The organism is Streptomyces sp. NPDC048269 (assembly GCF_040652395.1).
Lineage (GTDB): Bacteria > Actinomycetota > Actinomycetes > Streptomycetales > Streptomycetaceae > Streptomyces.
In genome coordinates this window covers 35,212-57,038 of sequence record NZ_JBEZLW010000012.1, presented here as the reverse complement: position 1 = coordinate 57,038, position 21,827 = coordinate 35,212, and the positions used below count along the sequence as shown (strand labels likewise).

Genomic DNA, 21,827 nt, shown 5'->3' with positions numbered 1-21,827 from the left:
CCGTCCGCGTCGCATCACCGAGGAGTGGTCGTGCCTGATTCCGCCATTACGTCGCCCTCGTGCGGCGCCCCCGCTCTGCTGGCCGAGCCGGAGGGCGGTGCGCGGCTATGCGGGGCGGTTGGTGTGATGGTCCCAGTAGTGGGTGAGCATTTCGCCAGGCCAGGCGGGGACGGTGACCGTTCCGCGGGGGCCCATCTGCGGGAAGTAGGGGGCGAGGTCGATGACCGGGGTGCCGTGGACGGCGTCGAGGTCGGTGACGTGGAGGTCCAGTCCGTCCACGCCGAGGAGACGCGGGAAGGACGTGGCGAGCTGCGCCGGCCGCCTGTGGTTGCGGTGGACGAAAGTCCCGGTAGCAGGCCATCGGGGGTTGCTGCGGGGGCTGCGGGCATGGAGTTCCACGTCGGTGGCCGATGCCAGGGTGAAGGGCCAGGTGATCACCAAATGGGAGAACTCGGTGATGCCTTGGAGGGCTTCTTCGGGAAAGCCAGCATTGAGGCGGATGACGGCCTCGGTGCCGCCCTGGTAGTCGTCCAGGGGGGTGGTGTGGCCGCCGATGATGGTGGCGACGGGTGTGTAGGTGAAGATCTGCTGCTCGGACACGAGGTCCCCCTGTTTGGTCCGGCCGAAGCTGGGCTCCAGCGGCGTAGTGCCGTCGTGGCCGGGTCAGACTACGTGGGCGAGGACTTCTCGGGCCCGCTGGTCAAGGTCGGCAGCGGTGCTGCCTCCACGGCCCTTGACCGGGGAGAGGGCGCGCCGCATCTGGCCTGGTTCCAGGTCGTGCATGCGGCGTCGAGGTAGCCCTGACGGACTTGGACGTCGCCGAGGTAGCCCAGGGTGACGGCGTGGGTTCGGGCGTACGGGAGTGCGCGGGTGCGGACGCTGTGCCGGAAGGCGGCTTCGGCGCCCTTGAGGTCGCCCAGGTCCCGCAGGGTGCAGGCGCTCTCGTGCGCCAGAGATGCCTCACCGAAAAAGGCCACCCGGGCAGGTTCCTCGATGCCGGGGTCGGCGGCGGCCAGGTCGGTGCCCGCGCGGGTCAGCGCGGCCAGGGCCTCCTTCTTCTGACCGCTGGCGGCCAGAGCCCGGGCATGTACCACGCCCAGGAGTGCGCGTTCGCGGGGCGTGGCGAGTTTGTAGCGGCGCTCGATCATGGATCCTTCGGCCAGTTCCAGTGCGTGGCGGGGATGGTGGAGGTCGACGGCCTGGTGGGCCATCGCCCGCAGGACGTGTCCGGCGAGCGGCGCGTCCTGGGCTTCCTCGGCCAACTGGGTGGCGACGGTGAACCAGGCGACGGCTACCGGGTGTTCTCCCGCATCGAAGGCGGTCCATCCAGCGAGGTAAGCGAGCTCGCCAGCGGCCGAGGTCATAGCGCGGCGGACCTCTTCGGACGGAAAGCGTCCGTCGAGGTATGCGGCGACCTCGGTGCGCAGGTAGGCGACGAGCGCCGCACGGCCGGCTCCGCGGCCGCCACGCTGCTGGTCCCGCCGGGAGAAGAAGACCGTCATTTCCTTGACGCTTTCGACGTCCTGGGGGGTGACGGTGTGCACAGAGACCGGGGTGCGGGTGCGGGCACGCTCAGCGGCCTCTTTCCACCACGTCTCGGAGGGAAGGGCCAAGCCTGCTACGGAGTAGGCCGAGTTGACCAGCACGCGCCGGCGGTCCATGTCCAAGTCAGTGCCCCCGAGATCCACCAGTGTCGTCAGTGTGTCGGCGCTCCACTGCGGCGGACGCGGATCGTCACCCCCTCCGGCGTCAAGGCCGATGTCCGCGAGAGTGACGGTGCGGCCAAGGCCCCGCGAGAGCGTCGCGGCCAAGATAGCCGGAGCCCGACCGCTCGGGCGTGTGCCGGAGATCCAGCGGGTGATCGAGGACTGGTTCGTCGTGGCCAGCTCGCTGGCCCCGTTCTCCTCTGCGACAGAGCGGAATCTGGCCGCCAGGCGCGCCTGTGGCAGGCCCAGCTCCTGGATCGCCGCTTCCAGCCGCACGTTGCGCGTGCGCCCCATGGTGCGCCCCTGTCCCCGAAACGATCTTGCATAACGTGCATCGGATCTGCGCGCCGCTCGGGATACCAACCGGGACCCGGACGCGGTTCTCTCGTGAAGACGATATTCCTCCAACACCCATGGGGTGCAAGGAAATCGTCGGCCTCATCCACATGGGTCGCAGAGTGACGCGAACTGACCGTACGTCGGCAGGCGAGGAGAAATCCCGATGAACTACCTGACTCGGAGGAAGTCCTGCCGTCTGCAGGTACCGCAGGCACGACCTGGTCGTGACAGTACGGACAGGCCGTCCCTCCGTTCGGTTGCCGTAGCCACCCGCGAGACCTGTGCGCTCGTCCTCGACGAGGACGCCGAGGCCGTGGAGGACGACCAGGCCGTGCACGATCTGGTGCTGCTCCTGCGCGGCCACCTCATGCAGCTCGGCCCGGTCCTCGATGCCGCGGCGGCTCCCGCTTCCCTGTCCGTGCTGCTCGAGAAGGCACGTCAGCGCGCCTGGGCGGCGACCTCAGGGGACTTCATGAAGTCCCGCGTCCATCTACGCCACTTCGCGCTCGAGGTTCGCGCGGTTCTGGTCGAGGTAGGCAGGGTGGGTCTTGCCTGCACACACCAGCCGGAGTGCCCGCCGCCTGCGGCCGCGGACCGAGCGGCGGCACAGGTTCTCCTTCACTTCCCCGGTGTCGGGTGCAGCCTCCTGTGCAACGGCGTCCTTTCGTTCGAGGACTCCGGTGGCCTGGGGCCGGACGGAAGTATCTACCCGCCGCACCGGCCCCTCCCGAATAGCGGCGGCCAGCCGGCGGAAAGCAAGACGCCGGACGTCCGCGATGTGGTCTCCGTCGAAAGCGCGGTGGGCGGATGACGCATCAGCTGACGCCCGGGGCCCGGTGGCTGGCCCAGCAAGCTGGCTTCCGACGCCCCACCACAACCCGCAACCCGTGGTCGCGGGGGCCCCTTGCGGACATCCCGATCGGCGGCCAGTGGGCGGTCGTACGGATTCCGGAGGCCGCTGCGGACAGGGCCTGCGCGCACCTCGCCGCCGAGGAAGCGCCGATGGGTCCCGTTCTGAACGCGGGCCACGTCCGCGCCTTCCTGGTGCACTCGTTCCTTCACGATGGCCGGGACGTGCCCGGCGGAGTCCTCCTGACCGGTGCCCTGGGAGAGCATCTGCGCTGCCCGATGCCGGGGCAGGCGGCGAAGCTCTCCCGCTTCTGGTCGGTCCCACCCGACGGCTCCGGAACTCTGCTCGACCCGCGGCTGCTGGCCGACGCCCTGCGCACAACGTGGATCCCGCCCATGGGGCAGCTCCTGCCGGGTTCACACCATGCCCAGGACGAAGACCCCGAGGAAGAGGCGGTGGTCGGCCCGTGATCGCGACAACTCCCTCCTGCCTGCGGCCCACGTCCTTCGCTTTACCCTTCTTCGCCCGTGAGGAGCTGACATGCCGGTCCTGAACGACGTGATGCTGGCCGTAGCGCCGGCCGGGGTGGCTGCTACCTCAACGGCCGCCTGGTATTTCCGGCGGGCCGCCCTCCGGGCCAACGCAGCCCTCCAGCAGAGCCGGGAGCAGAACACCGGCCTCGCCAAGGAGATCGAGATCCGCGATCAGGAAGCCAGCCACCTGGCCGCCGTCCGACTGCCGGCCCTGACGGCCGTGCCTTCGGGCGACCTGGCGCAGGCCGGGCCCCTGCTCCATCCGCGTCTGGCCACCGCGGCGTTCGGCAGGGCCCTCCAGGCAGTGGTACGCCAGAGTTCCGACTTCGTCACCGCCGTCGAGACCCGGACCGAGACGTCAGCGCGAACACAGCTTCAGGCGATCCTGGCGCCGATGCTGACCCAGGCCGCTCGGCAGCAGAGCGCGATGCTGCAGCTGCTGGGCACTGTGGGAGACGAGAAGGTCCTCGCTCACGCCTTCGACGTCGACCACGGGGTCACGCTGCTGGCCCAGCGGATGCAGATCATCGGTGTCCTGGCCGGCCAGGAGGTGAACAGCCGGCGCCCGGACACCCCGCTCATGGACGTGCTGGGCGGCGCGACATCCCGGGTCCAGGACTACCAGCGCGTGAAGATCACCAACAGAAACGGCGACTTCGTCCGGGGCCCGGTGGCCGAGCCGATTGCTGTCGCCCTGGCCGAGCTCTTGGAAAACGGCACCCGGCACTCAACTCCCGGCAGCCCTGTCTCCCTGTGGTGCATGACCGTGCAGGGCGGCGTCTACGTCGTTGTCGACAGCGTGGGCCCCATGCAAGACCCGGCCGGATACAAACGGGCGGCCGCGGTACTGCCCGGACAGCACCGAGTACCGCTCACCTCCCTGGGCACGCAGCTGGGCCTGCCAGCAATCGGTGCCCTCGCCCGCCGCAGCGGCTTCCAGGTGTGGCTGGACCCGCACCAGCCGGGCATTGTCCGCGCCATCCTCCACCTCCCCTCACGCCTCCTTCTCCCAGCGCCCGCCCCGGACGAACCACAGCACCACGGCCAGACCACCGATGAAACCGCGGCCAGGGCCAGCGCGAATCGGTTGGCCGCGTTCAGCCACGGAGTCCGCTCCGTCGCCCAGGCGGACCCCCCAACCGCTCGAGGCGCTGCCGGGGCTGACGCCGGAGCACGTCTCGCGGAGCGCGACGCCAGGAGCCAGCGGTGAGTGGGGCACACCAGCGCCAGCCACGCCGGATGCAGGCGAGGGGTGCGGGGGGCGCGCGGCCGGTCGCGGAGGTGGCGTGCGCGGCGAGGACGCCCACGCACCCGGCTTATCGACTGCACCCGGGCGGGCCGGCCGACGGCGAGGCCCACGTCCGGGTCTGTCGGGCTGAGGAACTGCGCCGCCAGCTGGACGGGGTGCTGCGCTCTATCGACGTGGCGATCCTTCCGCCCGAGCTGGACCACGCGGTCGCCGGAGCACGGCAGTGGCTGGGAGAGATCACACCGACCAACCCCCTCGACCCGGCACCCGCGTACGTCCGAGCGCTGGAGCACACCGTGAGGATCACCCAGGAATTCCTGGCCCGGCACACGGTGGCAGCCACATACGTCCACTTGGACACCGAGCACCCCCCCTGGGGCGAACACCAGCATCTGGAGGCCGCGAGCGCGCCGTACTGCCGGCACGTCGCAGTCCGCCAGCACGATGTGGCCACCGATGGCTGGCCCCTGGAGCAGCGGCCCGGCTTCGCGCGGCTGCGCGGCGACATCGAGGAAGGGCGGGTACAGCTCCTCGTGGTCCGCTGCGCCGCCGACCTCTCGCCCCCGGGAACGCCGCCGGCTGACCAGAAGCAAGCGGTCGACGCGGTCACCGCGTGGCTGCTTCGGCACCGGGCCCGGCTGCTGTGCGCCGACCAGATCGCGTGACCATCGCACACCCTCTCGACCGCCGGTCCCCTACGGCTGGCCTGACACCGCCGCACGGGACCGGCCCCAACACACCACGGCTCCCCGAGCCGGGGCCGCCCTCCCTCCACCGCCACACACCCCTCTGGCCGACGCCACCGGAGACCCCTATGCCTGCGAGCGCCCCGACCTCCTCCCTCGACTTCCTCGACGGGCGGGTCCTTGAGGACCCGTACCCGGTGTACGAGGCGATGCGCCGCATGGGGCCGGCGGTCTACCTCGAGCGCCACGGCGTGTGGGCGATCCCCGGCTACGGCGAGGTGCGCTCCGTCCTGGGCGCCTCCGGAGTCTTCGGCGCGGAGGGCCAACGTGCCCTCACCCCCCTGGCCGGGACGATCCTGCCGTTCGACGGTGAGCAGCACGCACGGCTTCGCCGGGTCCTGGCGCACCGGCTTGCTCCCAGAGCGGTCGCCCGCCTGCAAGGACAGTTGGAGGAGAGCGCGCGGCGGCTGGTCGCAGAGCACACCCCCAGCGGCGGGCTCGACGCCGTAGTGCTGGCCCGGGAGATGGCCACCAGCACGGTGATGAACCTGATGGGTCTTCCTGACAGCACCCGCGTGCCCGTGCTGAACGCGCTGACAGCGGCCTTCACCGTCCCCGACCTGCTGGGACCGCCGGCAGCAGGGGTGATGATCGAGTTCCTCGCCAAAGCCGTTAGCCGCAGCCGCGTGCAAGGCGGGTCGTGGATGGACACCATCTTCCAGGCCGTCGACGCCGGGAAGCTCGACGAGCACGAGGCGATACCGCTCGCCGCCGCGTACGCGACCGCCGGCATCGACGCGACGGTCCTCGGGCTGGCCGGGACGATCGTCCAGCTCGCCCATCACCCGGAGCAGTGGTCCCAGCCCCGCGAGGACCGGGCGCGTGCGGAGGCCGCCTTCCACGAGGCAGTGCGGCTCCATGCCCCGATCCAGGGACTCGGCCGGTTCGTCATGGAGGCGGTAGACCTCGACGGCGTCCGGCTGCAGGCCGGTGAGCGGGTGTGGCTGCTGATCGGCTCAGCCGGCCGTGACCCCCGCAGGTGGGGGCTGACTGCTGACGTCTACAACCTGCGGCGGCCCGGAGCCGACAAGCACCTCTCTCTCGGCGCCGGAACACATGGATGCCCGGGCAGCCACCTCACGCTCATGCAGGCCCGCGCGCTGCTGCGGGCGCTCGCCGACGGCTGCACCACCCTGGCCCCGGCCGGAACACCCGCCCGCGCCCAGAGCCACATCCTGCGCGGCTTCACGGCAGCGCCCATTGCCATCAGCACCGTCGGATGGCGCAACAGGCCACGCCGTCCGGCTCTCGCATCCCCTTCGGAGGGTCCTCGATGAAGTTCCCCGACGGTGGGGCCGCCCTCCTGGCGGACACACTCACTCTGGCCGGGCCCAGGCCGGTACGCCTGGACGGTTTCGACGTCGTACTCGTCGACCGGAGCCACGCACGTGAAGCTGTCGCCCGCTTGGACGCCGTGGGCGTGCACGCGGTCGGCACGGTCTTCGCCCACCACGGCTACTGGGGGTTCTTTCTCCCCGAGGAGTCCGGAGATCCGACCTGGCCCGCGCCGGCTCGCTACGTCGGCGCTGGCTCCACGCTCACCCTGCCGCCCGCACCCCAGCCGAATGCCGCTGCGGGATGGATCCGCTGGAGCCGCGGCCCGATTTACACCGCTCCCCTCCTCCTTCACGCCGTTCTCACCGACATCGCGATCCGGAGCCACCGAGACGACGACCCGGCCTCCACGCCTCCTCATGTCCGCCCCCTGGAGCCGCACGCCATGCCATCGCACAAGATCGCCTTCTTCGACCTGGACGCCACTCTTACCGACCACCGCACGAGCTTCTGCCGGTGGGCCGTCGAGTTCGCCGCCCGCTACGGCATCACGCTGAAGGAGGTGGAGGACGCCGAGGTGCGCTGCGCCGGCCAGAGGGACCAGTTCTTCGCCGACCTGAAGGACACGCACAAGATCAAGACATCCATCGTCAGCCTCCACGCCCAGTACCGGCATCGGGCCGCCGAGCTCGTCCCCCACCGTCCACAGGTCTGCACGGCGATCCGGTCGCTGCGCGAGGACGGATGGCGCCTGGGCGTGATCACCAACGGCGACCCGTCCGCGCAGCGTCTCAAGCTGCGCTCCGCGCGCCTCGACGGACTTTTCGAAACCGTCGTGATTTCAGGGGAGTACGGGATTCGCAAGCCGGACCGGGGCCTGTACCGCATCGCCCTCGATGCCCTGGGCGCGAGCTCCGGCTTCATGGTCGGTGATGATCTCGGCGCGGACGTGGCGGGTGGCAGCCGGGCCGGGCTCCACACGGTGTGGGTCTCCGGCGGCCGGGAGCGGTCGTCCGGCTCGGCGGTGCCCGACCACACCGTCCAGACCGTCCTTGACGCAGTCGAGGTGCTCCGCGAGCACTCCGATGCCCCGCTGCCGGCCGCGGCGTAACGGGCGGCGGCCGCCGCCCCGTGCCTCTGCCGACCGGCGTATCTCCACGCTGAACTGGTGGCGGATCGCCACGTTCATGTTGTTCTTGGCGGTGTTCGTCGTCGCCTCCGAGATGCCTCGCTGACCTGCCCTCCGCCCGCTCCGGGCGCCGCCCTGCCCGCAAGACTGCTTGCGGCCCCGCCGCATCGCCATCCCACCGCTCATCCACGTCGACCCGGCCCTCCCGGGCCGGTCGGCGCTCGCAAAAGGACACCCCCTATGCCTGCGCGTATCGAGGACTACGCCCTGATCGGCGACATGCAGACCGCGGCGCTGGTCAGCCGCGACGGATCCATCGACTCGTTGTGCCTGCCGCGCTTCGACTCTGACGCCGTCTTCGCGCACCTCCTGGGAACCGAGGAACACGGCTTCTGGTGCATCGGTCCCGCCCACCCGGGCCACCGGCGGGCACCGGCGGCCGCCCGGCGCCGCTACCTGCCCGGCACCCTGATCCTGGAGTCCGAATGGGACACCCCCACCGGGCAGGTCCGCGTCACCGACTTCATGCCGCCGCGTGACGGCGCCCCGCAGATCATCCGCGTCGTCGAGGGCACCACCGGCATGGTCTCCATGCGCAGCACCCTGCGGATGCGGTTCGGGTACGGGCGCATCGTCCCGTGGGTCACCACCACGGCCGACGGCCGCCTCCACGCGGTCGCCGGACCTGACTCCCTGTGGCTCGATGCCACCGTTCCGACGTACGGGCAGGAGGAGACGACCTACGCGGACTTCACCGTCCGCGCTGGCGAGCGCGTCGCCTTCGTGATCAGCTGGCAGCCCTCCCACCAAGCGCCGCCCCCGGTCCCCGAAGTCGCTAGCGTCCTGGAGACGACGGAGAAGTACTGGTCACAGTGGAGCGCCAACTGCACCTACAACGGCCCCTACCACGATGCCCTCCTGCGCTCCTTGATCACCCTCAAAGCCCTCACGTACGCGCCCACCGGCGGGATCGTCGCCGCGCCCACCACCTCCTTGCCGGAAGAGATCGGCGGGAGCCGCAACTGGGACTACCGCTACACCTGGCTGCGCGACGCCGCGATCACCCTGTCCTCGCTGCTGCGCACCGGGTACCGTGACGAGGCCCGCGCCTGGTGCGCCTGGCTGGTTCGCGCTGTGGCCGGCGACCCGGAGAACCTGCAGATCATGTACGGCATCGCGGGCGAACGGTCGCTCGGCGAGATCGAGCTCGACTGGCTGCCCGGCTACGAGGGTTCACGTCCGGTCCGGGTCGGGAACGGGGCCGCCCACCAGCTCCAGCTCGACGTGTATGGCGAGGTCGCCATGACCCTGCACGCGGCGAGGGAGGCCGGCTTGGGTCCGGGCGAGAGTGCGGCCCACCTCCAGGTGAAGCTGGTCGAGTACCTGGAGAGGGTCTGGGACCAGCCGGACGAGGGTATCTGGGAGGTTCGCGGCCCGCGCCGCCACTTCGTCCACTCCAAGATCATGGCCTGGGCCGCCGTGGACCGCACCATCACACTCGTCGAGTCCGGCGGTGCCACCGTCGAGCCCGGCATCCTGGACCGCTGGCGGGAGTTACGCGACGCCATCCACGCCCAGGTCTGCGAGAAGGGCTTCGACTCCGTACGGGGCACGTTCACCCAGTCCTACGGATCGCCGGAACTGGACGCCTCGCTGCTCCTCCTGCCCCAGACGGGATTCCTCCCTCCCACCGACCCGCGGGTCATCGGCACGATCCGGGCCGTACAGCGGGAGCTGTCCACCCCCGACGGCTTCCTCCTGCGCTACCCCACGGCTGGCTCCGCGGTGGGAGTAGACGGACTGGACGGCGACGAAGGAGCGTTCCTCGCCTGCTCGTTCTGGCTCGTCGACGCGCTCGCCATGATCGGACGCGCGGACGAGGCCCGTACCCTCCTGGAGAAGCTGCTAGCCCTCAGCAACGGCCTGGGGCTCCTGGCCGAAGAGTGGGACCCCGCCCGGCAGCGCCTGGTCGGGAACTTCCCACAGGCCTTCAGCCACGTTGCGATGTGCGACTCGATTCTCCGACTCACATCCCAGGACACAGCGGGGAGGTCCCTGTGATGCCCGGCACGCTGACCGAAGTCCTCTACGCCCTGTACTTGTTCGCCTCGGCACTGCCGCTGGTGAACGCCGGCCGCGTACCAGGAGCGGGCGGCCGTTCGGAGGACAGCCGGGTTTCACACCGGGGAGAGCCTCGCAGCGCACTTCAGGAACAGGCGATGAGGCAGGCGGCCCCCCGGCGCGGCGTCGTGGTGCGACAGATCCACGCCCCGGTGGCCGGCGCGAAGGCGCTGCGCGACCAGCGCATCGCGCAGCTCACGGCCCTGACCCAGGCGGCCGAAGAACCTCCGTGCGTGGACATCTACGTACTCGGCGTGCCCGGTCGTGACCCCGGCCCCCGGACGGCGTATGCCGCGAAGGCTGCCGAGGATCGGGGATGGACCATCGGCCAGACGTTCGTCGACACCACCGGCCCGACCACCGATCTCGCCCTGTGCCCCGCGCTGAGCCTCGCCCTCGACCGGATCGCCCAAGGTGAGAGCTCAGGACTCGTCGCCATGTCCCAGACCGACTTCAGCTCCTTCACCGACGAACGCCAGGGTTCCATCAGGCAGATCACGCAGGAAACGGGGCGTGCCTACGGCACGATCTACCGGTTCCTCACCGATGCGGAAATCCCTCTGCGCGGCCGCGGCGGTGCACACACCCGTGGCTGGGCCCAGGCGTGAGCGGGAAAATCGGGATGTCACCTCTTCCGCGCCCCGACGGGCGGCGCCTGGTCACCGATCCGCCCACCAAGGTCGCGGGTCCCGGCGGGCCGCTCTTGAGATCCTCGCTGCGCGGAGAGACGTTCGGCACCTACCTGGTGGGCGACGCCGCAAGCCGGATCGGGACTAGCGTGCACGCGGTGGCTCTGCCTGTACTCGCAGTCCTCCACCTCCAAGCCACCCCGGCGCAGGTCGCACACCTGTATCTGCTGGCGCAAGCCCCCAATTTCGTGATGACCTTGCCCGCCGGAGCGCTCGCCGACCGCTACCCGCCCAAGCCCCTCCTGATCGCCACCGACCTCGCGGCGGCCGGCCTGGTGGCGGCCGTCCCGGCCACCGCGGCGGCCGGGACGTTGTCCATGCCGCTGCTGTACGTCGTCGCGATACTCCTGGGGACCGTCACCGTGCTCCACCAGGCCGCGGCCAGCGCCATCCTGCCGCAGCTCGTGGCTCCCGCCCTGCTCCATCAGGCCATCTCACGTCAGGAAGCATTCCTCGGCGCCGCCTCGACCGCGGGCACGTACCTGGGCACCGCTGTCGTCGGCCTCACCGGGGCCGCCCGGGCGTTCGCACTGGACTGCGTCTCCTACCTGGTCTCCGCGTGGAGCACGAGCCGGATACCCCGCCACCCCTCACCTCCCGTGCGGGAGCGGCGTACGAGGCTGGCCGCCGAGGTGTGGGAGGGGATGTTGTACGTCGCCCGCGATCCTGTGCTGCGGCCTCTGGCTTTGTCCCTTGGGGGGACCGGCGTCGGCGCAGGCGTGATCGCAGTGTTCTCGGGCTGGTACCTGCTGAGCATCGTCCAGACCGGTTCCACCGGCCTCGGTGTAATCATGGGCATGTCCGGGGCCGGATACCTCGGCGGAGCGCTCGTATCTCCCCGTGTGGTCGGCCGGTTCGGGCCCGGGACGGTGCTGATCGCCAGTGTCGCGGTTTACCCCCTGATGGAAGTTCCGCTCCTCCTGGCGGGCCCGGGACCACGGTGGCTGGCCGTCTTGTCTGCGGCCGGAACGCTCCAGCTCGCGGCGGCCGCCTGTGCGACGGCCACCGTGCGGACCGTACGCCAGCAGATCTGTCCGCCGCCCCTCCAAGCCCGTACTCAGCAGACCTCGACCTGGCTCGTCGCCGGCAGCCGGCCCCTCGCCGCCCTCGCCGCAGGCGCCCTTGCCGCCGTGGTCGGGGTGTGGGCCACCCTGCTCGTCGGCACCCTCGTCCTCGCGGTTACCGCCTTCGCCCTGTGGGCCTCCCCCGTACGCCACCTCGCCACCATGCCCGCCACTGGCTCAGGGCTGCAGTGACGTCCCGGCCACCGGAGGGAACGCCGTGCGTCCGTGGGCGCTCCAGCCGCTTCCCCCGCGTAGCTCGCATGCCGAACTACAGATCGGACCCCATGAATCGCCCTCCGTACACCGAGGACACCGCCGCCTCGCCCTCCCGGGAGGCGCAGACGCACGACAGCGAACGCCCGACCGAGGAGACAGGGCGCGGCTCCGGGGAGCCGTGGCGGGATGTCGCTGGCGCTGGCCCGGGCCAGCGTGCCTGAGTTGACAGGCACCCAGACCCGGGCGGCAGTCGCGTGAGCGCGGCGGCGTCGATGCGCGGCGCCTCGCAAAGGAACGATGACCTCGAGCGGATCGTGCTGGATGAGCTCCAGTGGTCGATGTCGGGCTTCGCCAAGAGGATCCGCGAGCGCTGCGCAGCCACCGGCCATCCTCGGTCCGTGAGTACGAGCACGGTGTCGCGATGGTGCGCAGGGGCGCAGCCGGGGCCGGAGCTGGCGGCTGCGGCGTGCTTCGTCCTGGCCCAGGCGTGTAAGCGTCAGGTGACCCCTGAAAGCCTGGGGTGGCCGTCCGAGGACATGGATGTCGCCGAGCAGGCGCTCCAGTACGGCGACCTGAGGCACGCGGTGCGGATGCTGCGGCGGCTGTGGCAGATGGACGCCGTGCCCAGGAGTGCAGCGGTGCGGAGGATGCCGTTCGCCGCGACGCCCTCCGCGGTCGAGGCGCTTGTCATGCTGCCCGACACGGAGATCGCCGGGCGCGGACAGCGGCGGGTGACCGTGGCGGACGTCGAGCTCCTGGAGGCGCATACCGACCTGTACGGCAGGACGGACGCCCGGCACGGAGGCGGGCAGTTCCGCTCCGTCTTCGCCGCCTTCCTCGCCGCCCACGCTGTGCCGCTGCTCGAAGGAGGGTTCAACGCCGGGCGTGGCCGGCTGCTGTACGGCAGCGTCGCCGACGCAGTGCTCGCCCTGGCGAGCATGGCCTACGACGACCAGCTGCCGGGCCTGGCTCAGCGCTACGACCTGCAGGCGATGCGGCTGGCGCAGGCAATCGGGGATCGCGGTCGGCTGGCGCGCGGCTGTATTCACCAGGCCCGGCTGGCGGCGGTAAGGGGCGACGGCCGAGAAGTGCTCACCCATGCCCGCAGCGCGGTGGTCGCGGCGACCGGGTCGCCCGCGCTGGTGCGGGCATATGTCGCGGTGACGGAGGCGAGGGCGTGGGCCTACAACGGTGACAGTGCGAAGTGCCGGACGGCGGTGGAGCGGGCGCGTACCGCGTTCGACCGGGCCGGGAACGGGTCGGACCCCAGGTGGCTGGCGTGGCTGGACCGTCCGGAGCTGGAGGGGCAGGCCGCGTGGGCGCTAGCGATGGCCGGGCTGGCCGAGGACGGCGCGCAGGCTCTGAAGGTCGCGATGGGCCTGCCGCCGGAACGAACGCGCGACAGCGTGGAGTTGCTGATCACCAGTGCGGAGCTGGCCCGGCTTCGCGGCGACTTGGCGGAGTGGGAGGAGTCGCTGGCGAAGGCGAAGACGGCCGCTCAGCACCTCAAGAGCCGGCGCCTGGCGCGGCGCCTGGCCGACGCCGCTGCTGGCGGCCCGCTCCACGACTTCTGACCCCTGGCCGGCCGGACCCCGGCGCGAACCGGTCGGATCGATGGCGGGGCGAGGGTCAGCGGTCGGTATCACCGAGCCAGCTGAGCTTGGAACGGACGTCGGCAGAGGCGCGGGACCGGGGCGTCTCGCCGGGGACGGGGGTGCCGACGTACAGGTAGCCGAGCAGCTGCTCGCCGTCGCCGACCCCGAGGTGCTTGCGGACCTGCGGCGCGTCCGGGTAGGGCCCGCCGAACCAGACGCCGCCCCAGCCGCGGGCGCCAAGGAGCAGCAGGAACGTGGTGGCCATCGCGGACGTCGCGGCCAGTTGCTCCCAGCGCGGGATGGTCGGGTGGTCGCGGGGCTGGAAGACGAGGGCGAGCATCAGCGGCGCGCGCAGGTGCTTGGCAGTGACCCTCTTGGCCAGGTCGGCGGTGGGGGCGGCCTCGGCGGCGGCTTCGCCGAGCCGGGCGCGGGCATCTCCGCAGATTGCGATCAGACGCCAGGGACGCAGCTGGCCGTGGTCGGGCGCGGTGGCCGCGGCCGCCAGGAGGTCGAGGAGTTCGTCCGGGCTGGGGGCGGGCGCGTTGAGGCGGATGGTGCTGCGCCGGGTACGGATCGCCGTCTCGACGTTGTCCGCAGCGGGCCGTGCGGCGGGGACGGTGGTCATCGGGTCGGCCCCCGGGCCCTCGGGTAGCGCGGTGATCGGCACGCCCGCGGCGGCCGGGGTGGTGAGGTCGGGGGCGTTGCGGGTGAGGCGGTCGAGCAGGGGCGCGGTGGCGGCGGTGGTCACGACGGCCATGAGGACCATGATCGTGAACAGGTTCGTGGAGATGACGCCGAGTTGGAGGCCGATGCCGAGGACGAGGATTTCGGTGATCCCGCGGCAGTTCATCAGGGTGCCCAGCAGCGCCGACCACCGCCAGTCGCAGCCGGCGAGCCGGGCCGCCCCGGCTGCGCCGACCCACTTGCCCGTCACGGCGACGGCCAGGACGAGCGCGACCCAGCCCCACTGGCCGGCCGGGAGAGCAGCGAGGTCGGTGTGCAGACCGGTGTCGACGAAGAAGAGCGGCAGCAGCACCGGAACAACCACCGCCTGGAGGCGGGCGGCGCTGCGTTCGACGGCCGGCACCCCCCGCGGCACGGTCGCTCCGACCAGGAACGCGCCGATCGCGGGGTGGACGCCAATCCGGTCGGTGGCCCACGCGGCCAGGAGCAGCCCGGCGACCAGGAGCACCGTCACCAGGTCGTCGGAGGTGCGGGAGGCGCGTTCCAGCATTCGCTTCACGATGGGGCGTGCCGTCGCCAGCGCGGCGGTGAGTGCGGCGGCCAGGGCGAGGGCGGTAAGCGCATCCAGCGGGGAGCCAGCGGTGGCCAGGGAGCTGATGGCGATGAGCAGGCACCAGGCAAGGGCGTCGTCGGCGGCGGCGCACGCGAGCGCGAAGGTGCCCAGAGGGGTGGTGGCCAGGCCCCTGTCGGTGAGGATCCGCGCGAGGACGGGGAAGGCGGTGATGGACAGGGCCGTGGCGACGAACAGGGCGAACGGGAGGCGCTGCACTCCGGGCGGTGCGAGGGCCGGGTACATCGCCAGCGCGAGTGGGGTCCCGAGAGCGAGGGGCAGCAGGATGCTGCCGGCGGCGACGGAGGTGACGGCGCGGCGGGTTGCGCGTAGGGAGCGTAGGTCGAGTTCGAGGTCGATGAGGAAGAGGAAGACGAGAAGGGCGAGGTTGCCGAGTACGGAGGTGTAGGGCAGGACTGCGGGTGGCAGCAGGAGGTGCTGGACGCCGGGGGCGAGCCAGCCGAGGAGGGAGGGGCCGAGGAGGATGCCCACGGCTATCTCGCCGATGACGGGCGGCTGGCCGAGGCGGCGGGCGGCCCAGCCGCCGCCCTGGCAGGCCAGCACCACGGCGGGGACGGCGATGAGCACGAGCGAGAGGGGGCTGGACATCGCAGGGATCCTCCGGGGACGGCGGCGAGGGGCTGGCGGGCGTGCGCGAGCGGCCCGGCAGCCCGGATGGGCGAGCCGGGCGCGGGCAGCTCTGGAAGGGGGCGGGGGTCAGGTGCGTAGCAGGGGCAGGGTGGTGCAGCGCAGGGAGCCGGGGATGCGGGTGACCTCGCCGTAGTCGACGGTCAGGACTTCGAGCCCCCGGGCGGCCAGGGCGGCGGCGATCCGCTCGCTGCCGGCGGCGACCACGATCGTCGTGGGGGCGATGGCCAGGACGTTGACCTGGACCGCGCGGGCCTCGGCGTCGGTGACCGGGACGAGGTCGTCGAAGTGGGCGTCGAACCAGCGGTTTTGGTCGGCGGTGAACACCTCGCGGTGGATGAGGGCGGTGCCGGGCGCGACTACGGCGAGGTGGTCGTCGAGGTGGACGATTCCCTTGACCGCGAAGTGGACGGGGACGACCTCGCGGTCGATGCCGTGTCGGGTGAGGGCTTCCTGGAGGGCTGCCGCACCGTCGGGGCTGGTCTCCTCGCTCAGGCCGACGAGGACGCGGCCCGTGTCGGGGAGCAGGACGTCGCCGCCCTCGATCGTGCCACGCGCGAGGTCGGCGGGTTGCACGGTGAGTGCGGAGTCGGTGAGGGCGTTGCTCTCGGGCAGGCGGTGCGCGGAGTTCAGCCGAGCCCGGAACAGGACGTGGTCGACGGCGAAGGCGATGTCGCGGGGGTAGTGCTGGGCGGAGCAGCCCGGTGCCGGGGGGAGAAGGACCACGTCGGTCCCGCGTTCGCGCAGTAGGGAGATGAGCTGGTCCTGCTGGGCGCGGACGGCGGCGTCGTCGTAGATGGCCCAGATGCTGGTGGCCTGCTGGCGGGCGAGGACCGGGTGGAGGTCGGGGCCTGCCAGGGGGCGGGTGAAGTTGCCGGCGTGGCGCATGGCGACGCGGCGGAGGGTTCCGTACTCGGTGGAGACGTGGGTGCGTGCGGGCACGGGCCCTCCTGGGTGTCGGTGCGGGGCGCGGTGGTGGCGGGGTGGAGGCGGTCCCGGCACGGCCCCATGGCGGGGTGTCTGCGGGGGCGGGCGCTGTCAGGTGCGCCCGCCCCCGCAGGAGTCCGGGGTCAGTCGGCCTGAGCGAGCCAGGGTGCGGCCTCTGGGAGCCGGTTCAGGTTGGTGGGGACCAGGGCCTGGTCGGTGTCGTGGTGATCGAGGGCGGGGGCGAGGATGCCGATGATCGTGTCGTCGCCGTGGTCGCGGGCGGCGATCTGGGTGCCGCAGTCGGGGCAGAATCCGCGGGAGGTCTTGCCGGGGTGGGTGTCGAACCAGGTCGGCTCGGCGCCGGTCCACTCCAGCCCGGCCATCGGGAACCCGACCCACCACTGGAACGGCGCGCCGGAGCGCGTGGAGCAGTGGTTGCAGGCGCAGATGTGCGGGTCGTCCACCGGGCCTGTGACGGTGAAGCGGACCTTCCCGCACAGGCAGCCGCCGGAGCGGGCCTCGGGGCCGGAGCCGGTGACGGCGGCAGTCTCGGACATCAGTTCAATTCCCTTGCACGGTAGGCCAGTTCGGTCCACCAGTGTGCCATCGCCTTGAAGATCTGCAGGAAGCCCTCCAGGGCCTGCGGCAGCTCCAGGTGGAAGACGTCACTCTGACGGATGAACCGGGCCAGGCCCTCGACGTGGGCCTCTTCCACGCTCATGCCGCCGACCTGCGCGGCCTCATGGTCCTCATCGAGGTGGAGTCGGTAGTAGTAATCCAGATTCTCCAGCGCCGCGCCGCTGGCCCCGATGGTCAGCTCGCCGTACCGGTCGGTGATGTCCCGCAGGATCTCGGTCTCGGCGATGGCGACTCCCTCGGTGGCGTAGTAGCCGCCAGCGATGAGGCCGGTCATGTGGGAGTTCACCAGGACCTGGTGCTGGAGAACCAGCTTGGCGGTCTCGTCGGCGGGGACGTGGCCGTTGACGAGCAGGCCGAGGTCAGCGAGGAGCGCACGGGTGTAGAGGATGTAGTGGGCGGGGACCTTGCCGGGCTCGCCGCCCTCTTCCAGGAAGTTGCGGTCGAACTCGTGCCCGAGGGCGGGGCAGGAGCCGTAGACCTGCGCGGCGGCCAGGCGCAGGAACTGGGCGTTATGCCGGGCGAAGACCGCGAGTTCGGCGATGTACATGCGGGCCTGGGTCTCGGTGAGCGAGTCGGGGTCGACCAGGGCGCGGATCTGCTGGTAGATGGCGTCGATCATGGGCTTGAGGTGCTTGTCGACGAGGTCGTCGCCGTTGTCGCGGTTGCCCTGGAGGGTGGCGTGGATGTAGCCGCGCGTCTCCGGGTTCGCGTTCAGGTACGCATCGACGAGGCTGGTGCCGCGCACGCTGTCGAGCGTGGGCGCGGATGCGGTGGTGGTCACTCGGTCTCCTCGGGCGTGGTGGTGACGGTCAGGCCGCCGGTCGCACCGAGCGTGCGGATCGCGGCGATCACCTTCGGGTCGTCGGGCAGGAGGGTCCGGCCGGTGTTGAGGCGCTCGACCAGGTCGGGGGGGAGGACGGCGGGGTCGGCCGGAGCCTCACAGCCGCGGAGAAACGCCTGATCGTTGGTGACCATCAGCTGGTACGGGGCGCGGACCGCGACGCTCGTGCCGGGCGTGAGTGCGGCGGCCGCGAACGCCGTGGCGGCTTCGTCGCGGGCGAGGTCCTTCTCGGTCTGCTGCCACCCGCCGTTGCTGAGGACGGTGTGCCAGCGCTGGTGGGCGTGTGCCTGGGCGGCGGCCGGGGCCTGCTGGGCGGCGGCGGTGAGCGCGGCGGCAGTTACCGTGCTCAAGCGGCTCGCAAGCTCGTCAGGGCCGGCGGTGAGCGACTGCATCAGGGACGGGCTGCCGGCGTCGGTGTCGGGCTCGCTGGCCAGCACGGTGCCGAGAAGGTCGGGGGCGATCCAGGCCCGGGCGATCGCGGCGTCGGGGAGGGTGTAGAGGGGGATGGCGACGGAGACGGAGAACTCGCTCTGCCGGCCGACGTGGAAGACGCGCTCAGGCAGGAACAGCGCGTCGCCGGGCTCCAAGGCGAAGTGCTCGCCGTGCTCCAGGAGCCACGTGTAGTCGCCGTACAGCGGATCGCTGCCGCCCGTGAGCTTGCGGTACTCCTCGGCCGGCCAGCAGTAGAAGTCCTTGGTCCCGGGCCCGTAGTGGGTGAGGAAGGCGTTCTCATAGCCCTCGTGGACGCCGAACGCGGTGCCGCTGTAATTGCCGACGAAGGCGACCAGCTCGGCGCCGCCGGCCGGGACACCCCACCCGTCGATCAGCGCGCCGACGAACTCGCCCAGGCCCTCGGCCAGCGGCGGGCTGACGCTCTCCAGGGTGTTGAGGACCAGGCTGAACCGCTCAGCGCCGACCTGCTCCTGCATCCACGCCGGAAAGCCGCCCTCCGGCCAGCCGTCGGCGGCCAGCACCTTGTCCACCAGGTCCGGGCGTTCCTCCTCGCCCACGTACACCCGGGCGTTCGCGGTGATCTCCACCCCGGCGGCGCGGGCGCGGCGGATCGCGGCGAAGCCGTCCAGGACGGCGGCGGCGTTCGCCGCCCAGGCGGGAACGACGCCCTTGAACAGGTACGCGCAGGTCATGCCAGCGGTCTTCGCGGGCAGGGTGTCGGTCCAGAAGGCGCGGGGCGGGGGCCACGCTCCGGTGCTGCTGCTCATGGCCGGATACTCCTTCAGTTCGGGCCGTACGGTGCGGCCGGACGGGCTGGAACAGGTGTGGGCCGGGCGTCAGGCGGAGAGGTAGTCCTCGAGGCCGCCGTCGCGGACGGTGTCGAGCGTGAAGCAGTGATGCCCGCCGCCGAACAGGCGCCGGTGCCGGTGCTGAACACGGACGACGGTGAAGCCGCGCTGCTCCAGCACCTCGATCAGTTCCGGGTAGAGGGAGTTGACGACCACCGTGTTCTCGTCGACCGACAGAACGTTGATGTCGATGTACCGGGACGCGGTGGGGATCACGAACCCGAACTCGTCGTAGTCGGGCTCGGGGACCGTGCTCGGCGGCGGGTAGATCGCCTCCCAGCCGCGCATCGCCTCCGGCAGGAACTGCAGGTAGTGCGGGGAGCGCAGCAGCATCAGGCCCGGGCGCAGCACGCTGACGATGGAGTCGATGTGGTTGTCGGCGATCCCCGGCAGCCTGTGCAGGCGCAGGCCGGGGAAGTTACGGGCCAGCCACCGGTAGGCGAGCTCGTGGTTGTGGTTGGCGACGTTGACCAGCACGTCGCGTCCCAGGCGGATGCACTGCGCGCCATCGAAGACCATCTCCAGGCCCAGGCCGTCGATCGGCAGGGCGTTCTCGCCGGCGGTCGCCGCGGTGACGTCGATGCCCTGCTGGACGAAGTAGGCGGTGTCGAGGGAGCCGGCGGCGAGCGCGGGGCGAGGCATGGACAGCCAGTTCGCGCCCTGCTCGAAGTAGCGGGTGAAGTGGGGCTTGAGGTGGTCGTTTTCGAAGATCCGGCCGCGGATGTGCGGTGCGGTCTCCACGATCGTCTCCCCGAAGATGATCGCGTTGTCGCGGACGTTCAGCGGCGGTGTCGCGCCGCTGCTCCACCACGGTGAGGACACCCGGATGTCCTTGCCCGGGGCGGAGGGGCGCAGCACGTGCACCCCGCAGCCGGCCAGGGCGTCGGCGAAGGCGGCGACGTCCTCGTTGAGTTCGTCGACGATCTGCTGCGGGACCGGCAGTTGCCGCTGGCCGTCGGCCAGGTGGGGGGCGACGTTCTCGAAGTAGAACAGCCTCCAGCTGTCGTCGGCGTCGTGCTCGGTGTAGTGGTCGGCGCGGCCGACGACGACCTCGCGCAACCGGGTGAAGTCGTCGAAGCTGTGCACGCCCGCGACAGGCGGGACGAGCTGGGAATGGGTCATGGGTGGCCGCCTCCTCGGCGGCGAGTGCCGGCGCAGCCCGGGCGGACAGGGGGTGCCGCCCGGACGGCACTGCGGCGGGCCGGTCGTGGACAGGAAGAAGGGGATCGGTCAGGCAGCCGCGCGCTCGGACGCCACGACCGGGTGGGGCACGGGCTGGTAGGTGAGGCGGGCGATGACGTCCTCGATCACGCATGGCACGTCGGGGGTGGAGCGGCGGCGGAAGAAGTAGCCGGAGCACCACGGCACCTCGTCCCAGCGCTCCAGGCGCTCGGAGAGGAGGGCGGTGGCCTCGGGCAGGCGCCGCCAGGGGATCTTGGGGCACCAGTGGTGCACCGGGTGGAACATGTCGTCGAGGTGGCCGCCGAGCAGGTGCCGGGTGAGCCAGTGCGAGGACCAGCCGCGGGTCTGCAGCAGCACGTCGTCGCGGTTCTCGATCAGCCCGGCGTGGTTGCCCAAATCGGTGATCCAGGTGACCACCGGCCGCACGAACACCAGCGGGACCAGCCAGTACAGCAGCAGGTCGCCGAGAACACCGAAAGACCAGCACACGGCGGCAACGCCCGCCCACAGCACCGCGCGGGCGGCCGGCGCGCACCGGCTCTCCCGCGGACCACGGGTCACCAGCACCCGCAGCGCCGACGTCGGCAGCCGCCACAGCGCGGCCTTGACGATCACCCGCAGCACAAAGGCGGTCCGCCTCATCGGCGCCCGGACGGCGTGAAGGCGCCCGGCCTGGTACGACTGGAACATCGGATCGGCTCCGGTGCCCAGCTGCGCATCCCGTGGGTGACCCGGTAGGGCCGAAGCCCCTCGCCGAGCATCCCCGTCAGCAGATACCCCACCCGACGGTTGCCGCGCGCCGTGACCAGCAGCTTCGCGTGCACGCACTCGTGCGCCAGGTTCGACAGGTGCCGCTGGCGCACCCCGATGTACAGCACCGCGAGCAGCGGCCCGATGGCGTGCCCGAAATGGGAGCCGACGAGCGCCGCCATGACGATCGCGCCGACGTCGCACACGACGTCCCGCAGCCCGACACTCGGAGCGCCGCACAGGCTCTCCAGCTCGCCGATCAGCTCCGGCCCCAGCGCCTGCCGGACCGGACCGGACGCGCCGGTCGAGTGCCGGGGGCGCCTCGGTGTCTTCTCGCGCCGGCGTACCGACCACCGGCTGGTCCTGCCCATCTGCTCTCCTTGGGACATCACTGGACTGGGCATTGGCCTTCCGTGAACCGCTGCCGGTGGGCGGGGCGCCCCGCCCACCGGCAGCAGCACGTCAGCCGATCAGGACGATCGAGGTCAGGCGGCGGCGCCCGGGCGCATGCCGAGCTTGACGCCCTCGCCCGGGCGCATGCCGAGCTTGACGGTGCCCGCGCCGGGGCGCATGCCGAGCTTGACGCCCTGGCCCGGGCGCATGCCGAGCTTGAGGTCCTGGTCCATGTGCTCTCCTCTCGGGCCACGGGCATGCCGCGGCCACGCGTGGTGAATCGGATGGTCGAGCCAGAGATGAGCGCGGCTCGAAAGAGCCGGCCGGGCGCTACGCCGAG

The 21,827-nt window shown here is 71.5% G+C and carries 21 protein-coding genes and 1 pseudogene; 11 read left to right on the top strand and 11 right to left on the bottom strand.

The features are described from left to right. Positions 1-105 precede the first annotated feature (105 nt). Both AB0D48_RS16245 and AB0D48_RS16240 read right to left on the bottom strand, forming a co-directional pair. Positions 106-600 (bottom strand): TrmO family methyltransferase, encoded by a 495-nt coding sequence (locus AB0D48_RS16245; protein ID WP_362396214.1) that lies wholly within the window; start codon positions 598-600, stop codon positions 106-108. A gap of 68 nt (positions 601-668) precedes the next feature. Continuing rightward, positions 669-2,000 carry a Tat pathway signal protein gene (locus tag AB0D48_RS16240; protein ID WP_362396211.1) on the bottom strand — a complete coding sequence of 444 codons (1,332 nt, stop codon included), beginning with the start codon at positions 1,998-2,000 and terminating at the stop codon, positions 669-671. Positions 2,001-2,208: 208 nt separating this feature from the next. Between AB0D48_RS16240 and AB0D48_RS16235 the strand changes: the two are divergent. From AB0D48_RS16235 to AB0D48_RS16185, 11 genes and pseudogenes are all read left to right on the top strand, one after another. Then, positions 2,209-2,559, top strand: a pseudogene (locus AB0D48_RS16235) (DUF6415 family natural product biosynthesis protein); the annotation flags it as partial. A gap of 27 nt (positions 2,560-2,586) precedes the next feature. After that, positions 2,587-2,856: a DUF5999 family protein gene (locus tag AB0D48_RS16230; protein ID WP_362396526.1), complete on the top strand. Its 270-nt coding sequence runs from the start codon at positions 2,587-2,589 to the stop codon at positions 2,854-2,856. After that, positions 2,853-3,365, top strand: a complete 513-nt coding sequence (locus tag AB0D48_RS16225; RefSeq protein WP_362396208.1) for a hypothetical protein — start codon at positions 2,853-2,855, stop codon at positions 3,363-3,365. The genes AB0D48_RS16230 and AB0D48_RS16225 overlap by 4 nt, the downstream gene beginning before the upstream one ends. Positions 3,366-3,435: 70 nt before the next feature. After that, positions 3,436-4,638, top strand: coding sequence for a hypothetical protein (locus AB0D48_RS16220; protein ID WP_362396205.1), 1,203 nt, complete (start codon positions 3,436-3,438; stop codon positions 4,636-4,638). Continuing rightward, the gene (locus AB0D48_RS16215) at positions 4,635-5,342 is read left to right on the top strand and encodes a hypothetical protein (RefSeq protein ID WP_362396202.1); all 708 of its coding nucleotides are present in this window, start codon (positions 4,635-4,637) and stop codon (positions 5,340-5,342) included. The genes AB0D48_RS16220 and AB0D48_RS16215 overlap by 4 nt, the downstream gene beginning before the upstream one ends. Positions 5,343-5,491: 149 nt before the next feature. Then, entirely contained in the window at positions 5,492-6,700 is a 1,209-nt protein-coding gene (locus AB0D48_RS16210; RefSeq protein ID WP_362396199.1) for a cytochrome P450, read from the top strand. Further along, entirely contained in the window at positions 6,697-7,809 is a 1,113-nt protein-coding gene (locus AB0D48_RS16205) for an HAD family hydrolase (RefSeq protein ID WP_362396196.1), read from the top strand. The genes AB0D48_RS16210 and AB0D48_RS16205 overlap by 4 nt, the downstream gene beginning before the upstream one ends. Positions 7,810-8,067: 258 nt before the next feature. Then, positions 8,068-9,888 (top strand): glycoside hydrolase family 15 protein, encoded by a 1,821-nt coding sequence (locus tag AB0D48_RS16200; protein WP_362396193.1) that lies wholly within the window; start codon positions 8,068-8,070, stop codon positions 9,886-9,888. Next, on the top strand, positions 9,888-10,556 hold the full coding sequence (locus tag AB0D48_RS16195; RefSeq protein ID WP_362396190.1) for a helix-turn-helix domain-containing protein: 669 nt from the start codon (positions 9,888-9,890) through the stop codon (positions 10,554-10,556). Before AB0D48_RS16200 ends, AB0D48_RS16195 begins: the two co-directional genes overlap by 1 nt. Before the next feature lie 14 nt (positions 10,557-10,570). Next, a complete protein-coding gene (locus AB0D48_RS16190; RefSeq protein ID WP_362396187.1) occupies positions 10,571-11,893 on the top strand; it encodes an MFS transporter in 1,323 nt (440 codons plus the stop codon). A 422-nt stretch (positions 11,894-12,315) separates the two neighbouring features. Beyond that, positions 12,316-13,491 (top strand): transcriptional regulator, encoded by a 1,176-nt coding sequence (locus tag AB0D48_RS16185; RefSeq protein ID WP_362396184.1) that lies wholly within the window; start codon positions 12,316-12,318, stop codon positions 13,489-13,491. Positions 13,492-13,546: 55 nt separating this feature from the next. Here AB0D48_RS16185 and AB0D48_RS16180 read toward each other — a convergent pair whose 3' ends face one another. The 9 genes from AB0D48_RS16180 to AB0D48_RS16140 form a co-directional block, all read right to left on the bottom strand. After that, on the bottom strand, positions 13,547-15,415 hold the full coding sequence (locus AB0D48_RS16180; RefSeq protein ID WP_362396181.1) for a cation:proton antiporter: 1,869 nt from the start codon (positions 15,413-15,415) through the stop codon (positions 13,547-13,549). A 108-nt stretch (positions 15,416-15,523) separates the two neighbouring features. Further along, a complete protein-coding gene (locus AB0D48_RS16175; protein WP_362396178.1) occupies positions 15,524-16,396 on the bottom strand; it encodes an arginine deiminase family protein in 873 nt (290 codons plus the stop codon). A 128-nt stretch (positions 16,397-16,524) separates the two neighbouring features. Then, positions 16,525-16,938 (bottom strand): GFA family protein, encoded by a 414-nt coding sequence (locus AB0D48_RS16170; protein WP_362396175.1) that lies wholly within the window; start codon positions 16,936-16,938, stop codon positions 16,525-16,527. Further along, positions 16,938-17,801: a DUF3865 domain-containing protein gene (locus AB0D48_RS16165; RefSeq protein WP_362396172.1), complete on the bottom strand. Its 864-nt coding sequence runs from the start codon at positions 17,799-17,801 to the stop codon at positions 16,938-16,940. Before AB0D48_RS16165 ends, AB0D48_RS16170 begins: the two co-directional genes overlap by 1 nt. Next, positions 17,798-19,081, bottom strand: a complete 1,284-nt coding sequence (locus AB0D48_RS16160; RefSeq protein ID WP_362396169.1) for a hypothetical protein — start codon at positions 19,079-19,081, stop codon at positions 17,798-17,800. Before AB0D48_RS16160 ends, AB0D48_RS16165 begins: the two co-directional genes overlap by 4 nt. Before the next feature lie 69 nt (positions 19,082-19,150). After that, entirely contained in the window at positions 19,151-20,284 is a 1,134-nt protein-coding gene (locus AB0D48_RS16155) for an inosamine-phosphate amidinotransferase 1 (RefSeq protein ID WP_362396166.1), read from the bottom strand. Positions 20,285-20,392: 108 nt separating this feature from the next. Continuing rightward, positions 20,393-21,034, bottom strand: a complete 642-nt coding sequence (locus AB0D48_RS16150) for a fatty acid desaturase (RefSeq protein WP_362396163.1) — start codon at positions 21,032-21,034, stop codon at positions 20,393-20,395. Further along, on the bottom strand, positions 20,983-21,465 hold the full coding sequence (locus tag AB0D48_RS16145; protein ID WP_362396160.1) for a hypothetical protein: 483 nt from the start codon (positions 21,463-21,465) through the stop codon (positions 20,983-20,985). Before AB0D48_RS16145 ends, AB0D48_RS16150 begins: the two co-directional genes overlap by 52 nt. A 114-nt stretch (positions 21,466-21,579) precedes the next feature. Beyond that, positions 21,580-21,720 (bottom strand): hypothetical protein, encoded by a 141-nt coding sequence (locus AB0D48_RS16140; protein ID WP_362396157.1) that lies wholly within the window; start codon positions 21,718-21,720, stop codon positions 21,580-21,582. Positions 21,721-21,827: the final 107 nt, after the last annotated feature.